Source organism: Pseudomonas sp. E45-MNA-CIBAN-0222 (genome assembly GCF_040310405.1).
Taxonomy (GTDB): domain Bacteria; phylum Pseudomonadota; class Gammaproteobacteria; order Pseudomonadales; family Pseudomonadaceae; genus Stutzerimonas; species Stutzerimonas stutzeri_AC.
Map to the genome: position 1 here is coordinate 90,254 of NZ_JBEOPU010000011.1, position 16,179 is coordinate 106,432.

Sequence of the window (16,179 nt, forward strand, 5' to 3'; positions counted from 1 at the left end):
AAAATCTCTCTTCGTCACGGCCAGACTGTTAATCGACACGCGACGGTGGGGTGATCCCCTGCCGATTGCCGGCATGGAGAAACAACCGTGCGGTTTCTCCATGACTGCGTCAGGCGGGTAGCGAACAACGCTGCCCTGACTCCGATAACAACAAATTAGGAGCGCCCCATGTCTCTGGCCGAGATCCGTCTGGACGACAAGTACCGGCTTGCTACCGGTCATCTGTACCTCACCGGCACCCAGGCGCTGACCCGCTTGCCGATGCTGCAGCATCAGCGTGATCAGGCCCGTGGTTTGAATACCGGTGGCTTCATCTCCGGCTATCGCGGCTCGCCACTGGGCGGGCTGGACAAGAGCCTCTGGGAAGCCCGCGACTACCTCAAGCAACACGCCATCCACTTTCAGCCCGGCGTCAACGAAGAGTTGGCCGCCACCGCGGTGTGGGGCAGCCAGCAGACCAACCTGTTCCCCGGCGCCAAGTACGACGGCGTGTTCGCCATGTGGTACGGCAAGGGGCCGGGCGTCGACCGTGCCGGCGACGTGTTCAAGCATGCGAATGCGGCGGGTGTGTCGCCCAAAGGCGGCGTGCTGTTGCTGGCGGGTGACGACCATGGCTGCAAGTCCTCGACGCTGCCGCACCAGAGCGAGCATGCCTTCATCGCTGCCTCGATTCCGGTGCTGAACCCGGCCAACGTTCAGGAAATTCTCGACTACGGCATCATCGGCTGGGAGCTGTCGCGCTACTCCGGCTGCTGGGTGGCCCTGAAGACCATTGCCGAGAACGTCGACTCCTCCGCCGTGGTGGAAGTCGATCCGCTGCGCGTGCAGACGCGTATCCCGGACGATTTCGAACTGCCCGAGGACGGCGTGCACATCCGCTGGCCGGACCCGCCGCTGGTCCAGGAAAAGCGCCTCAACCTGTACAAGATCTACGCCGCACGCGCCTTCGCCCGGGCCAACAACCTGAACCGGGTGATGCTCGATTCGCCGAATCCGCGCCTTGGCATCATCACCACCGGCAAGTCCTATCTCGACGTGCGTCAGGCGCTGGATGACCTGGGCCTGGACGAAGCGCTGTGCGCCTCGGTCGGCCTGCGCGTGCTCAAGGTCGGCATGAGCTGGCCGCTGGAGCCGGTCTCGGTGCACGAGTTCGCCCAGGGGCTGGACGAGATTCTGGTGGTCGAGGAGAAGCGCAGCATCATCGAGGACCAGCTCACCGGGCAGCTCTACAACTGGCCCGTCAGCAAGCGTCCGCGGGTGGTCGGCGAGTTCGACGAGCAGGGCAATTCATTGCTGCCGAACCTCTCCGAACTGACCCCGGCGATGATCGCGCGGGTGATCGCCAAGCGCCTCGCGCCGATCTACACCAGCGACAGCATCCAGGCCCGTCTGGCCTTCCTGGCCGCCAAGGAGAAGGCCCTGGCCGCGCGCAGCTACAGCACCGTGCGTACGCCGCACTACTGCTCCGGCTGCCCGCACAACACCTCGACCAAGGTGCCCGAGGGCAGCCGCGCCTCGGCCGGTATCGGCTGTCACTACATGGTGCAGTGGATGGACCGGCGCACCGAGACCTTTACCCAGATGGGAGGCGAGGGCGTCAACTGGATCGGCCAGGCGCCGTTCACCGACACCCCGCACATGTTCCAGAACCTGGGTGACGGCACCTATTTCCACTCCGGCAGCCTGGCGGTGCGCGCCGCCGTCGCGGCGGGCGTAAACGTCACCTACAAGATCCTCTACAACGATGCCGTGGCCATGACCGGTGGCCAGCCCATCGACGGCGAGCTGCGCGTCGACCAGCTCAGCCGGCAGATCTTCCACGAGGGCGTCAAGCGCATTGCCCTGGTCAGCGACGAGCCGGACAAGTACCCGACTCGCGATACCTTCGCGCCGATCACCAGCTTCCATCACCGCCGCGAACTGGATGCCGTGCAGCGCGAGCTGCGCGAATTCAAGGGCGTCTCGGTGATCATCTATGACCAGACCTGTGCCACCGAGAAGCGTCGTCGGCGCAAGCGCGGCAAGCTGGAAGACCCGGCCAAGCGCGCCTTCATCAACCCGGCGGTCTGCGAGGGCTGCGGCGACTGCGGCGAGAAGTCCAACTGCCTGGCTGTGCTGCCGCTGGAAACCGAGCTGGGCCGCAAGCGCGAGATCGACCAGAACGCCTGCAACAAGGATTTTTCCTGCGTCGAGGGCTTCTGTCCGAGCTTCGTCACCGTGCATGGCGGCGGGTTGCGCAAGCCCGAAGCCGTAGCAGGCGGTATCGAGGCGGCGACCTTGCCCGAGCCGCAGCATCCGTCGCTGGAGCGGCCTTGGAATGTGCTGATCCCCGGCGTTGGCGGCAGCGGCGTGACCACCCTTGGCGCGCTGCTCGGCATGGCCGCGCACCTGGAAGGCAAGGGCTGCACCGTGCTCGACCAGGCCGGTCTGGCGCAGAAATTCGGTCCGGTGACCACCCACGTGCGCATCGCCGCGAAGCAGAGCGACATCTACGCGGTGCGCATCGCCGCCGGTGAGGCCGATCTGCTGCTCGGCTGCGACCTGATCGTCGCGGCGGGCGATGAATCGCTGACCCGCCTCAACGAGCGGATCAGCAATGCCGTGGTGAACAGCCACGAGTCCGCCACCGCCGAGTTCACTCGCAACCCGGACGCCCAGGTGCCCGGCGCGGCCATGCGCCAGGCGATCAGCGACGCGGTCGGCGCCGACAAGACCCACTTCGTCGATGCCACCCGCCTGGCCACGCGGCTGCTCGGCGATAGCATCGCCACCAACCTGTTCCTGCTCGGCTTCGCCTATCAGCAGGGGCTGCTGCCGATCAGCGCCGAGGCCATCGAGAAGGCCATCGAACTCAATGGCGTTGCCGCCAAGCTGAATCTGCAGGCCTTCCGTTGGGGCCGCCGTGCTGTGCTAGAGCGTGAAGCAGTCGAACAGCTGGCACGTCCGGCCGAAATAGCGGAGCCGATCTGCAAGACCCTGGAAGAGATCGTCGAGTGGCGCGTGGATTTCCTTACCCGCTACCAGAACGCCGGGCTGGCGCGCCGCTATCGCCAGCTGGTCGAGCGTGTGCGCGAGGCCGATAGCGCGGACGATCTGGCGCTGTCCAAGGCCGTCGCCCGCTACTACTTCAAGCTCCTGGCCTACAAGGATGAGTACGAGGTAGCGCGCCTCTACAGTGAGCCGGAATTCCGCCAGCAGCTCGAGGCGCAGTTCGAGGGCGACTACCGGCTGCAGTTCCACCTCGCCCCGGCCTGGCTGGCCAAGCGTGACCCCGTCACCGGCGAGCCGCGCAAGCGCGAGCTGGGGCCGTGGGTGCTGAACCTGTTCGGCGTGCTGGCCAAGTTCCGCTTCCTGCGCGGCACGCCGCTCGATCCGTTCGGCTATGGCCACGATCGCCGCGTCGAGCGCCAGCTGATCACGGAGTACGAGAAGACCGTGGACGAGCTGCTGGCCCAGCTCAAGCCGACCAACTACCGCACTGCCGTGGCCATCGCCGCGCTGCCGGAACAGATCCGCGGCTACGGCCCGGTGAAGGAGCGCTCTATCGCCAAGGCCCGCCAGCAGGAGAAGTTGCTCCGCGAGCAGCTGACCAGGGGCGACGAGGTGCAGAGCGTACGGCTGTTCCAGCCGGCGGCGTGATGATGCGTCCGCTGCTGGTTTGGCCTCGGGCAGGCCTGCGGCCTGCAATCGCCGCGGGGGCGCGCCTCCCACAGGCTTCGGTATGTGCCGGCCACTTTTGTGGGAGGCCCGCCCTCGGGGCGATGCTTTTCAGCCAGAACCGTTTTCAGACGGGCCCGACAGCAGGGCCCGAATCCAATAACAATGAAAGAGGTAATCCTAATGTCCGTCTTCGCTAACCCCGACTTCGACCGCCACGAGCAGGTGGTCTTCTGCCATGACCAGGCGTCGGGCCTGAAAGCCATCATCGCCATCCACGACACGCGCCTCGGTCCGGCGTTGGGTGGCTGCCGGATGTTTCCCTACGCCAATGACGACGACGCCCTGCGCGATGTGCTGCGCCTGTCGCGCGGGATGACGCTGAAATCCTCGCTGGCCGGACTCAAGCTTGGCGGCGGCAAGGCGGTGATCATCGGTGATCCGCACACTGGCAAGAGCCAGGCGCTGTTGCACGCCATGGGCGACTTCGTCGACAGCCTTGGCGGGCGCTACATCACTGCCGCCGACTCCGGCACCGGCGATGCCGAAATGCAGGCCTTTGCCCAGCGCACCCGCCATGTGGTCGGCGCCACGCCGCGCACGTTGCTCGACGGCAGCGTCGCCAGCGGCGACCCGTCGCCGTCCACCGCCTACGGCGTGTTCGTCGGCCTCAAGGAAGCGGTGCGCCAGCGCCTCGGTCGCGACGAGCTGACCGGGCTGAAGGTGGCGATCCAGGGCGTCGGCCATGTCGGCCTGGGTCTGGCGCGGCACCTGAAGGCGGCCGGCGCCGAACTGTGGGTGGCGGACATCTTCGATGCCAACGTCAAGCAGGCGATGGACGAGCTGGGAGCCAACGTGGTGCGCCCGCAGGACATCTACGGCCTGGACGTGGACGTTTTCGCGCCCTGCGCCATGGGCGGCATCCTCAACGAGCAGACTCTCGAAGTGTTGCGTGCCCCGGTGATCGCCGGGGCGGCCAACAACCAGCTGGCCACCGCCGAGATCGGCATCGAGCTGCAGCGGCGCAACCAGCTCTACGCGCCGGACTACGCGATCAACGCCGGCGGCATCATCGACGTCTACTACCAGCGCACCGGCGGTAGCGCCGCGCAGACCGACGCCCATGTGAACGCCATCGCCGGCACGCTGCGCGAGATTTTCGAGCGGGCCGCCGCCAGTGGCGAATGCACCTCGGTGATCGCCGACCGCCTGGCGCTGGAGCGCTTGCAGGCCGGCGGCGCGCCGCAGGTCGCGACGCTGCAGCGGCAGGCTTCATGATGGCACATGGCCGGTCGCCCGAGCGCGCCGGCCTTCGCTGAGCGGGGCGGCGGGTTCTGATCGCCAGCGCCGTGCCCGCTCCGTTCGTTCGCACCATCCCTGACAAAAACAACAAGCAGGAATCCGCAATGACCGATAAAACCAGCCTCGCGGCCGGCACCTTCGCCGGCGCGCGCGCACGCATCCAAGACAACGCCAACCGGGGCCTGTGGTCCTCGCGCTGGGTGTTCTTCCTCGCCGCCACCGGCTCGGCGGTGGGCCTGGGCAACATCTGGAAATTCCCTTACGTGACCGGGCAGAACGGCGGCGGCGCCTTCGTGCTGGTCTATCTCGCCTGCATCCTCTTGATCGGCATTCCGCTGCTGATGACCGAGGTGATGATCGGCCGCCGTGGCCGGGCAAACCCTGATGGCGCCGTGGCGCGGCTGGCGCGCGAGGCCGGGGCCAGCTCGCGCTGGCGCGTGGTCGGCTGGCTCGGCGGGCTTACCGGCTTTCTCATTCTGAGCTTCTATCTGGTGGTGGCCGGCTGGGCACTGGCCTATGTGCCGACGACCTTCAGCGGCGGCTTCACCGGGGTCAGCGGGGAGGCCAGTGGCGAGCTGTTCGGCGCGCTGCTGGCGGACCCGCTGCGCCTGGTGGTCTGTGCCACGCTGGTGCTGGCGGCGACCATGCTGATCGTCGGCTTCGGCGTGCGTGGCGGGCTGGAGCGATCGCTGCGCTTTCTGATGCCCGGGCTGTTCGTGCTGATGCTGGTGCTGGTCGTCTATGCCGCCATCGAAGGCGAATTCGCCCAGGCGTTGCAATTCCTCTTCGTCCCGGACTTCTCCGCGCTGACTGCGCAGAGCGTGCTGGTCGCCCTTGGCCATGCCTTCTTCACCCTGAGCCTGGGTTGCGGCGCGATGATGGTCTACGGCTCCTATCTGCCGGAAGGCACCTCGATCGCCAAGACCTCGATTCTGGTGGCGCTGGCCGATACCGCGGTGGCGCTGCTGGCCGGCCTGGCGATCTTCCCGCTGGTGTTCGGCAACGGCCTGGAGCCAGGGGCCGGGCCGGGACTGATCTTCGTCACCCTGCCGATCGCCTTCGGCCAGATGCCGCTGGGGCAGGTCGTCGGTGGGCTGTTCTTCGTGATGCTGGTGATCGCGGCGCTGACCTCGGCCATCTCGCTTTCCGAGCCGAGCATCGCGTGGCTCACCGAGCGCTTCGGCATCAGCCGGACCAAGGCGGTGCTGGGCAGCGGTCTGGTGCTCTGGCTGCTGAGCCTGGGCAGCGTGTTCTCCTTCAACCACTGGGCGGACTACCAGCTGTTCGGCAAGACCTTCTTCGACACCCTGGACTACCTCACCACCAATTGGCTGATGCCGCTGGGCGGGCTGGGCACGGTGCTGTTCACCGGCTGGGTGCTGCAGCGTCACGTGGTCAGCGAGGCGATCGGCATTCGCAACGCCGGGCTGTTCCAGGCCTGGTGGATGCTGCTGCGCTACGGCACGCCGGTGGCCATTGTGCTGGTATTCCTCAACCTGCTCGGGCTGATCTAGCGCGATCACGGGCGTCTGTGCAGAACGCGTCGGTGGGCTGAAGCCCACCCTACAAAAATGCTGCGGGCTTCTATCGAAGTCCTTTTGGTGGGCTCAGGTCCATCCTATCGAAAGGCCGACGCAGGCCTTCATGGGGTGGGCTTCAGCCCACCTTTTTTATGCGCGATTCCATGCGGCGAATCACAAGTGCGGCAGGTTGTCGCACCGCTCTGTCAGCTTTTCGTTACGCCTGGCAAGCCGCCGAGCCAGGCTTTTCAGCAAAAAAGGCGCTGTAAGGAAAACCTGACAGCAGGGCTGGCGCCAGCCGCTTTCCGTGCCCGTAAACAGCATTGTTCGCCGCCCTGGCCTGGGGTGTGATGGGGCCAGCCAAGCCGTGCAACGGCAGTCTTCACAACAATAATCAGGAGGCGATATGAGCGCCGTGAACAAGATCGAACAGCACAATCCCATCGGCACCGACGGCTTCGAGTTCGTCGAATTCACCGCGCCGAATGCCGAGGGCATCGAACAGCTGCGTACGCTGTTCACCCAGATGGGCTTTACCGAAACCGCCAAGCACCGCTCCAAGGAGGTCTGGCTGTTCCAGCAACACGACATCAACATCGTGCTCAACGGCAGCCCCACCGGGCATGTGCGCGAGTTCGGCGAGAAGCACGGCCCGAGCGCCTGCGCCATGGCGTTCCGGGTGAAGAATGCCGCGCAGGCCGCCGCCTACGTCGAATCCCAGGGCGCCAAGCTGGTCGGCAGCCACGCCAACTTCGGCGAGCTGAACATCCCCTGCGTCGAAGGCATCGGCGGCTCGCTGCTGTATCTCGTTGACCGCTACGGTGACAAGAGTATCTACGACGTCGACTTCGAGTACATCGAAGGGCGCACGCCGAATGACAACGCCGTCGGCCTGATGTGCATCGACCACCTGACCCACAACGTCATGCGTGGGCAGATGGATGTCTGGTCCGGTTTCTACGAGCGCATCGCCAACTTCCGCGAGATTCGCTACTTCGACATTGAGGGCAAGCTGACCGGCCTGTTCTCCCGCGCCATGACCGCGCCCTGCGGCAAGATCCGCATCCCGATCAACGAGTCGGCCGACGACAAATCACAGATCGAGGAATTCATCCGCGAGTACCACGGCGAGGGCATCCAGCACATCGCGCTCTCCACCGACGATATTTACGAGACCGTCCGCCGCCTGCGTGCCAACGGCGTGGATTTCATGACCACACCGGGCACCTATTACGAGAAGGTCGATACGCGCGTTGCCGGTCACGGCGAGCCAACCGATGTGCTGCGCGAGCTGAACCTGCTGATCGACGGCGCGCCGGGGGATGACGGCATCCTCCTGCAGATCTTCACCAACACGGTGATCGGCCCGATCTTCTTCGAGATCATCCAGCGCAAGGGCAACCAGGGCTTCGGCGAAGGCAACTTCAAGGCGCTGTTCGAATCCATCGAGGAAGACCAGGTGCGCCGCGGCGTGATCAAGGCGGACGAGTAAGGCCAGAGCCAGGACGTAGGGTGGAAGACTGCGAAGCATCTTCCACGCGTCTGTGTCGGGCCGACCAACGCGTGGATGTGCTTCGCGACATCCACCCTACGCATCGACAACCACCGCAGCGCCATTCAGATCACGCGGTATCACGAAGGAGAGGCACATGAGCCGCAAATGGATCAGTTTCCCCATCCGCGAGGGTGAAAGTTCGCGTCAGGCGCACTGCGATTTTCCGCAGGGCACCTACGAGCGCGAAATGGGCCGCGAAGGCTTCTTCGGCCCGGCTTCGCACCTGCATCACAAGCATCCGCCGACCGGCTGGATCGACTGGGAAGGCCCGCTGCGCCCGCATGCCTTCAACTTCAACCACATCCCCAGCGAAGGCGACTGCCCGCTGCAGGCGCCGTTGGCGCTGCACAACGCCGACGTCAAGCTGCGCCTGTGGAAGACCAACGGCGCCATGCGCCACCTGGTGCGCAACGGTGATGGTGACGAACTGCTGTTCATCCACGAGGGCGCCGGGCATCTGTACTGCGATTTCGGCCACCTGGAATTCCGCGACGGCGACTACCTGATGATCCCGCGCAGCACCGCCTGGCGCATCGAGGTGACGCAGCCGGTGTTCATGCTCTTGATCGAGAACACCGACGGCGCCTACCAGCTGCCGGAAAAAGGCCTGGTCGGCCCGCATGCCATCTTTGACGCCGCGGTGCTCGACCATCCGCGGCTGGACGACGCCTTTCGCGCGCAGCAGGACGAGAACCCCTGGCAAATCCGCATCAAGCGGCGAGACCAGATCACCACCGTGACCTACCCGTACAACCCGCTGGACGTGGTCGGCTGGCACGGCGACAACACCGTGGTACGGCTCAACTGGCGCGACATCCGCCCGCTGATGAGCCATCGCTATCACCTGCCGCCGTCGGCGCACACCACCTTCGTCGCCAACGGTTTCGTGGTCTGCACCTTCACGCCGCGGCCGGTGGAATCCGATCCGGGTGCGCTGAAGGTGCCGTTCTTCCACAACAACGACGACTACGACGAAGTGCTGTTCTACCACCGCGGCAACTTCTTCAGCCGCGACAACATCGAGCAGGGCATGGTGACCTTCCACCCCTGCGGCTTCCCCCACGGGCCGCACCCGAAGGCACTGAAGAAGGCCAGCACCGACCCGGCAACCTTTGCCGACGAGGTGGCGGTGATGATCGACACCCGCCGCGCGCTGGAAGTCGGCGAAGCCGCCGCAGCCGTCGATGTCCCCGAATACGTCAACTCCTGGCGTGCGCCGGGCAAGGAATCCTGATGAAACTCGCAACCCTCAACCAGGGCCGCGACGGCGTGCTCGTCGTCGTTTCCCGTGATCTCGCCCAGGCGGTGAAAGTGCCGCAGATCGCCGCCACGCTGCAGGCCGCGCTGGATGACTGGAACTACTGCAAGCCGAAGCTGGAAGCGGTCTACCAGCGCCTCAACGACGGGCTGGAGGAGGCCGCATTCGCCTTCGACGAGACCGCCTGCCACAGCCCGCTGCCGCGCGCTTATCACTGGGCCGATGGCAGCGCCTACGTCAATCACGTCGAGCTGGTGCGCAAGGCGCGCGGCGCCGAGATGCCGGAGTCCTTCTGGCACGATCCGCTGATGTACCAGGGCGGCGCCGATGCCTTTATCCCGCCGCACAGCCCGATCCGCCTAGCCGACGAGGCCTGGGGCATCGATCTGGAAGGCGAGCTGGCGGTGATCACCGACGACGTGCCGATGGGCGCGACGCCGGCCGAGGCGGCCGCGCACATCCAGCTGCTGATGCTGGTCAATGACGTCTCGTTGCGCAATCTCATTCCCGGTGAGTTGGCCAAGGGCTTCGGCTTTTACCAGAGCAAGCCGTCGTCGAGCTTCTCGCCGGTGGCGGTGACGCCGGACGAGCTGGGCGAAACCTGGCGCGACGGCAAGGTGCATCGGCCTTTGGTTTCGCACATCAACGGCGAGCTGTTCGGTCAGCCGGATGCCGGCACCGACATGACCTTCAACTTCCCGACCCTGGTCGCCCATGCCGCGCGCACCCGTCCACTGGGCGCCGGCACCATCATCGGCTCGGGCACGGTGTCGAACTACGACCGCAGCGCTGGCTCGTCCTGCCTGGCCGAGAAGCGCATGCTCGAAGTGGTCGAGCACGGTGAAGCGAAAACGCCATTCCTCAAGTTCGGCGACCGGGTGCGCATCGAGATGTTCGATGCCGCCGGGCAGAGCATCTTCGGCGCCATCGATCAGCAGGTTGAGCGCTATGAGCACTGAGCTGGCACTCTACGGCTACTGGCGCTCCAGTGCCGCCTACCGGGTGCGCATCGCGCTGAACCTCAAGGGGCTGGCTTATCGGCAGGTGCCGGTGCATCTGGTCAAGGATGGCGGCCAGCAGCGTGCGGCTGATTACCGCACGCTCAACCCACAGCAGCTGGTGCCGCTGCTGGTGGACGAGGCCAACGGTGGAGCGCGCATCAGCCAGTCACTGGCGATCCTGGAGTACCTCGAAGAGGTGTTCCCGGTGCCGGCATTGCTGCCGGCCGATCCGGTCGAGCGTGCCCAGGTGCGCTCCCTGGCCATGCACATCGCCTGCGAGATCCATCCGCTGAACAACCTGCGCGTGCTGCAGTACCTCAGCGCCGAACTGGGCGTCGACGACGAGGCGAGGAACGCCTGGTACCGGCACTGGGTCAGCCAGGGGCTGGAGGCTATGGAACAGGGTCTGGAAACCTTTGGTGACAAGCTTTCCCTGAACGACCGGCCAGGTTATCTGGAGGCATGTCTGGTGCCGCAGGTATACAATGCGCGCCGTTTTGCCTGTGACCTCGCGGCGTATCCACGCATTCTCGAGATCGTCGCACGCTGCGAGACGCTTCCGGCCTTCCAGCAGGCCGTGCCGGAGGTGCAGCCCGACGCTCAATGAACGACTGAATCCGCCTTGCACGCTGCTGCGCCTGAGCGCGGCGGTTCCGATCCCGTCACAGATAACAACAAACAGGTGACGTATGACTCGTGAAAAACCGAAGAACCTCTGGCTGTCGCGCTGGGGCTTCATCCTCGCGGCAACCGGCTCGGCCGTGGGCCTGGGCAACATCTGGAAATTTCCCTACATCACCGGCGAGTTCGGCGGTGGTGCGTTCGTATTGATGTACCTGCTGTGCATCCTGGCCATCGGTGTGCCGGTGATGATGTGCGAGATCGCCCTCGGCCGCCGCGGCCGTGGCAGCCCCATCGACGCCGTCGGCCGGGTAGTTCGCGAGAACAATGGCAACCCGCTGTGGAAGGGGGTCGGCGTGATGTCCATGACGGCCGGCTTTTTGATCCTCTGCTTCTATGTCGTGGTCGCCGGCTGGGCATTCGCCTACACGGTGAAGATGCTCGATGGCTCGCTGGCTGCACCCAGCGTCGAGGCGCTTGGCGGCGTGTTCGAGGCGCACAACGCCAACCCCTGGCAGCTCGGCGGCTGGAGCCTGTTGGTGGCGCTACTGACGCTATGGATCGTCGCCAAGGGCGTGCAGAAGGGCATCGAGAATGCGGTGCGCTGGATGATGCCGGGCCTCGCCGTGATGCTGCTGATCCTGGTGGGCTACGCCTACACCAGCGGAGGTTTCGATCAGGGCTTCGCCTTCCTGTTCAGCTTCGACACCTCGAAGATCACCGGTGAAGCGCTACTGGCCGCCCTTGGCCATGCGTTCTTCACCCTGAGTCTGGCGGCTGGCGCGATCCTTACTTACGGCTCGTATATCCCGGACGACCAGTCCATCGCCCGCACCACCTTCATGGTCGCGCTCGCCGACACTTGCGTCGCACTGATGGCTGGGCTGGCAATCTTCCCGATCATCTTCGCCAACGGCATGGACCCGACTGCCGGCCCGGGCCTGATCTTCATGAGCCTGCCGCTGGCCTTCCAGCAAATGCCGTTCGGTACGGCCTTTGGCGTGCTGTTCTTTGCCATGGTGTCGATCGCGGCGCTGACCTCGGCGATCTCGATGATCGAAGCCACCGTCGCCTACCTAAACGAGAAATATGGTATCTCGCGCCTGAAAGCGGCGATGGTTTCGGGCTCCGTACTGCTGGTGATCAGCCTGCTGGCGATGCTCTCGTTCAACGTGCTGTCCGGCTGGACGCCAATGGGCAAGAACTTCTTCGACTGGCTGGATTACCTGACTTCGCGCTGGATGATGCCGCTGGGCGGGATTTTCACCGTGCTGCTGGCTGGCTACGCGCTGCGCAGCGAAATCATGCGCGACGAGCTGAACCTGCCCCCGCTGGGCTACGCGCTGTGGCTGTTCATGGTGCGCTATGTCTGTCCAGTGCTGATCCTCATGGTCTTCCTGCATGCCCTTGGCTGGCTGGGCTTCGACCCGTTGCAGCGCTGGTACTGGATCGCCGGAGCGATCGGTGCGCTGGCGGTGCTTGGCGAGATGTTGCGTCCGCGGGTGATGCCGGCACTGGCCGGTCGCTGACCACGGCGCGGCCCCTTCGCGTGAAGAACGCCAGCCAGCAGGCTGGCGTTTTTTATGGGGAAACATCCGCATTGCGACTAGTAGGTCAAGTTTCTTTGGGAACGGCCGAAAAAGTGATTGAGATTAAAGGAATGCACAGTGCGCAGGATGCCAGCACCCCGTTCAGTCATTCGGATGCGCCTCAAATGTCTAGTCATCTCAAGTTCAGCCACAAGATTCTGCTGGCCGCCTCGTTAGTGGTGATCGCAACTTTTGCGCTGTTTACCCTCTATAACGATTATCTGCAGCGGAGCGCCATTCGCGCCAACCTCGAAAGCTACCTGGGGGAAATGGGCGAGGTTACCGCCCACAACATTCAGAACTGGCTGTCAGGCCGTATCCTGCTGGTGGAAAGCGCTGCGCAGACCATCGGCCGGGATGACTCGGCAGAGTCTGTTGGCAGTCTGCTCGAACAACGCGCACTGACCTCTACGTTCATGTTCACCTATCTCGGCGGAGCCGATGGCAGCTATATCCTCCGCCCTTACGAGGCCATGCCGGACGACTACGATGCGAGAACTCGCCCCTGGTACAAGGATGCGCTGTCTGCAGATGGCACGACGCTGACCGAACCTTACCTGGATGCCGCGCTGAACGAGCTGGTTGTGACAGTCGCAACCCCGGTCAAAAGCGGCCAGGGCGCGACGGGTGTAGTTGGTGGCGACCTAGGCCTGAAAACTCTGGTGGATATGCTCAACGCGCTGGATTTTGATGGCATGGGGTACGCCTTTCTTGTCAGCGGCGACGGCAAGGTGCTGGTCCATCCCGATCAGCAGATGGTCATGAAGTCGCTCCAGGATATTTACCCGCAGAATACGCCGTCGCTCAGTAGTGGCTATGTCGAGGCGCAGCTTGAGGGTAATCCGCGCATCCTCGGCTTCAGCCCAGTCAAGGGCCTGCCTTCGGTGCAGTGGTACGTGGGTATTTCGCTGGATCGTGACAAGGCCTATGCCGCGCTGACCAGTTTCCGTACCACCGCGCTGGTCGCCACGGTTGCCGCCGTGGCGTTCATCCTGCTGCTGCTGGGCATGCTGATTCGTGTACTGATGCGTCCGCTTACCGACATGGGCCGTGCGATGGCCAACATCGCCGAAGGCGAGGGCGACCTGACCCGGCGCCTTGCGGTGCAGTCGAAAGACGAGTTCGGCGAATTGGCCTCGGCTTTCAACCGCTTCGTCGAGCGTATTCATACGTCTATCCGCGAGGTGTCCTCTACCACGCAGCAGGTCAACGAAGTGGCAGCCCGCGTACTGGCGGCGTCCAACTCGTCGATGGTCAACTCCGATGAGCAGGCCAGTCGCACCAACAGCGTCGCTGCTGCGATCAACGAGCTTGGCGCGGCGGCGCAGGAGATCGCCCGTAATGCTGCGGATGCCTCGCACCAGGCCAGCGGTGCAAGACACCAGGCCGAAGACGGCCGTCAGGTGGTCGAGCAGAACATCAGCGCCATGCGCGAGCTGTCGGCCAAGATCAGCGCGTCCTGCGTGCAGATCGAGACACTCAATGCCAAGACCGTCGACATCGGGCAGATTCTCGAAGTGATCAAGGGTATTTCCGAGCAGACCAACCTGCTGGCGCTCAACGCCGCCATCGAAGCTGCACGGGCCGGCGAAGCGGGACGCGGCTTTGCCGTAGTGGCCGACGAGGTGCGCAACCTGGCGCATCGCACGCAAAGCTCAGCGCAGGAAGTCCAGCAGATGATCGAGCAGCTGCAGATCGGTGCCGGCGCTTCGGTGCAGACCATGACCGAGAGTCAGCGGCAAAGCGAATCCAGCGTCTCCATCGCCGATCGCGCTGGCGAACGTCTCGGCGAAGTGACGCAACGCATCGGCGAGATCGATGGTATGAACCAGTCGGTGGCTGCGGCGACCGAGGAGCAAACCGCGGTGATCGAGTCGTTGAATATGGACATCACCGAGATCAACACGCTGAACCAGCAGGGCGTGGAAAACCTGCAGTCGACACTGCGTGCCTGTGGCGATCTGGATCAGCAGGCGCGACGGCTCAAGCAGCTGGTGGACAGCTTCCGTATCTGACCTTAACGGTGTTATTCGAGGGCGCTGCGGCGCCCTTTTTCATGGATGTGATTTGGCAGCGGAGCAATGTGCCCGTGACGACAGTCAGAACTGTTCACGTCGCGCTTCAACAAGGAGGCTCCATGAAAATTCTTATCGTGCTCACGTCCCACGACCAGCTGGGTGACACCGGCAAACAGACCGGCTTCTGGCTGGAGGAATTCGCCGCGCCGTATTACGTCTTCATGGATGCCGGCGCGCAGGTGGTGCTCGCGTCGCCCGAGGGTGGCGAACCGCCGCTCGATCCGAAGAGCGACGAACCCGATGCCCAGACCGAGGCCACCGAGCGCTTCAACGGGGATGGCGAGGCGCAGACGCTGCTGGCCAACACCTATCGTCTGGATCAGGTCTCGGCCGAGGATTTCGACGCGGTGTTCTACCCCGGTGGCCACGGCCCGCTGTGGGATCTGGTGGACAACCCGACCTCCATTGCGCTGATCGAATCCTTCGTCAAGGCCGACAAGCCGGTGGCCGCGGTCTGCCATGCACCAGCGGCGTTGACCGAGGTGCGCGGCAAGGATGGCGAATACCTGGTCAAGGGCAAGCGCGTCACCGGCTTCACCAATGGCGAGGAAGCCGGTGTGGAGCTGACCGACGTGGTGCCGTTCCTGCTCGAAGACCGCCTACGCGAGCGTGGCGGCCAGTACAGCAAGGGAGCGGACTGGGCGCCCTATGTGCAGGTGGACGGGCTGCTGGTGACCGGGCAGAACCCGGCCTCATCGGAAGCGGCGGCAGAGGAACTGCTCAAGCTGTTGCGCGGCTGATACTCACTGCGGCCAGGCTAGCTGTTCCGCCTGGCCGCAGGCCTCGAACAACGGCCGGCTGAACAGATAGCCCTGCATCAGGTGAATGCCGAGGTCGAACAGAGCGCTGCATTCGCCGGCGGTTTCGACGCCTTCGCCGATCACCTGGATACCCAGCTCCTCACACATCCGCACTGTCGCCCGGACGATGGCCTGGCGCGTGCGGCTCTGATCGATGCCACGGATCAGGCCCATGTCCAGCTTGATGATGTCCGGCTGGAAATCGGCCAGCAGATTGAGCCCGGCAAAGCCCGCACCGAAGTCATCGATGGCGGTGAGAAAGCCGATGCGCTGGTATTCGCGGAACACTTCGGTCAGCCATTTGCCATCGCTGATGCGCTCGCCCTCGACGGTCTCGAAGATGATTTGCTCGATTGGAAAGTCGTGGGCACGGGCGGCTTCCAGCGTCGAACGAATGCACAGCTCGGGGCGGTAGATCGCGTTGGGCATGAAATTGATCGACAGCTTGCTTTGCATGCTCAACCTGGACGCGGTCTTGATTGCCTTGACCCGGCCGGCCTGGTCGAAGCGGAAACGGTTCTGCTCGGTGACTTGTGACAGCACGGTGGGTGCAGGCTCGCCGCCGACGCCGCGCACCAGCGCCTCATGGGCGAAGATTTGTCGGCTGTGCAGATCGATGATCGGCTGAAAGGCATAGCTGAAGGCGAAGCCCAGGCGCTCGCCACTGGCGCAGCTGGGGCAGGCACCGTGCTCGCTCGCGCCGTGGCAGGCGTAGGTGTCGGGAGCTGGATTTGTCGCTGGTGTTGCTTGATGTCATGGGCGCACTCAATTTTGAGCCGGGCTAATAGCAAGTTAGCG

General features: G+C 64.4%; 10 protein-coding genes and 2 pseudogenes. 11 read left to right on the forward strand and 1 reads right to left on the reverse strand.

Going from position 1 to position 16,179, the window contains the following annotated elements; translation table 11 throughout:
- The first annotated feature begins 168 nt into the window (after positions 1-168).
- The 11 genes and pseudogenes from AAEZ08_RS16930 to AAEZ08_RS16980 all read left to right on the forward strand — a co-directional run bounded on the left by AAEZ08_RS16930 (position 169) and on the right by AAEZ08_RS16980 (position 15,321).
- Positions 169-3,639 carry an indolepyruvate ferredoxin oxidoreductase family protein gene (locus AAEZ08_RS16930; protein WP_500124735.1) on the forward strand — a complete coding sequence of 1,157 codons (3,471 nt, stop codon included), beginning with the start codon at positions 169-171 and terminating at the stop codon, positions 3,637-3,639.
- Between the two features lie 201 nt (positions 3,640-3,840).
- A complete protein-coding gene (locus AAEZ08_RS16935) occupies positions 3,841-4,935 on the forward strand; it encodes a Glu/Leu/Phe/Val dehydrogenase dimerization domain-containing protein (RefSeq protein WP_230355994.1) in 1,095 nt (364 codons plus the stop codon).
- A 128-nt stretch (positions 4,936-5,063) separates the two neighbouring features.
- Positions 5,064-6,473 (forward strand): sodium-dependent transporter, encoded by a 1,410-nt coding sequence (locus tag AAEZ08_RS16940; RefSeq protein WP_500124736.1) that lies wholly within the window; start codon positions 5,064-5,066, stop codon positions 6,471-6,473.
- Between the two features lie 412 nt (positions 6,474-6,885).
- Positions 6,886-7,971 (forward strand): 4-hydroxyphenylpyruvate dioxygenase, encoded by a 1,086-nt coding sequence (gene hppD, locus AAEZ08_RS16945; protein ID WP_500124737.1) that lies wholly within the window; start codon positions 6,886-6,888, stop codon positions 7,969-7,971.
- A gap of 157 nt (positions 7,972-8,128) precedes the next feature.
- On the forward strand, positions 8,129-9,268 hold the full coding sequence (locus AAEZ08_RS16950; RefSeq protein ID WP_500124738.1) for a homogentisate 1,2-dioxygenase: 1,140 nt from the start codon (positions 8,129-8,131) through the stop codon (positions 9,266-9,268).
- Complete coding sequence (locus AAEZ08_RS16955; protein ID WP_500124739.1) at positions 9,268-10,251, forward strand: fumarylacetoacetate hydrolase family protein; 984 nt, start codon at positions 9,268-9,270, stop codon at positions 10,249-10,251. Before AAEZ08_RS16950 ends, AAEZ08_RS16955 begins: the two co-directional genes overlap by 1 nt.
- Positions 10,241-10,900, forward strand: a complete 660-nt coding sequence (maiA, locus tag AAEZ08_RS16960) for a maleylacetoacetate isomerase (RefSeq protein ID WP_500124740.1) — start codon at positions 10,241-10,243, stop codon at positions 10,898-10,900. Before AAEZ08_RS16955 ends, maiA begins: the two co-directional genes overlap by 11 nt.
- Positions 10,901-10,982: 82 nt before the next feature.
- A complete protein-coding gene (locus AAEZ08_RS16965) occupies positions 10,983-12,443 on the forward strand; it encodes a sodium-dependent transporter (RefSeq protein WP_500124741.1) in 1,461 nt (486 codons plus the stop codon).
- Between the two features lie 185 nt (positions 12,444-12,628).
- Positions 12,629-13,660: pseudogene (locus tag AAEZ08_RS16970) on the forward strand (cache domain-containing protein); the annotation flags it as partial.
- A gap of 93 nt (positions 13,661-13,753) precedes the next feature.
- Entirely contained in the window at positions 13,754-14,518 is a 765-nt protein-coding gene (locus AAEZ08_RS16975) for a methyl-accepting chemotaxis protein (RefSeq protein WP_500124766.1), read from the forward strand.
- Between the two features lie 122 nt (positions 14,519-14,640).
- Positions 14,641-15,321, forward strand: coding sequence for a type 1 glutamine amidotransferase domain-containing protein (locus AAEZ08_RS16980; protein WP_003281698.1), 681 nt, complete (start codon positions 14,641-14,643; stop codon positions 15,319-15,321).
- 3 nt (positions 15,322-15,324) lie between these two features.
- Here AAEZ08_RS16980 and rimA read toward each other — a convergent pair.
- Positions 15,325-16,138, reverse strand: a pseudogene (gene rimA / locus AAEZ08_RS16985) (S6 modification regulatory phosphodiesterase RimA).
- Positions 16,139-16,179 lie beyond the last annotated feature (41 nt).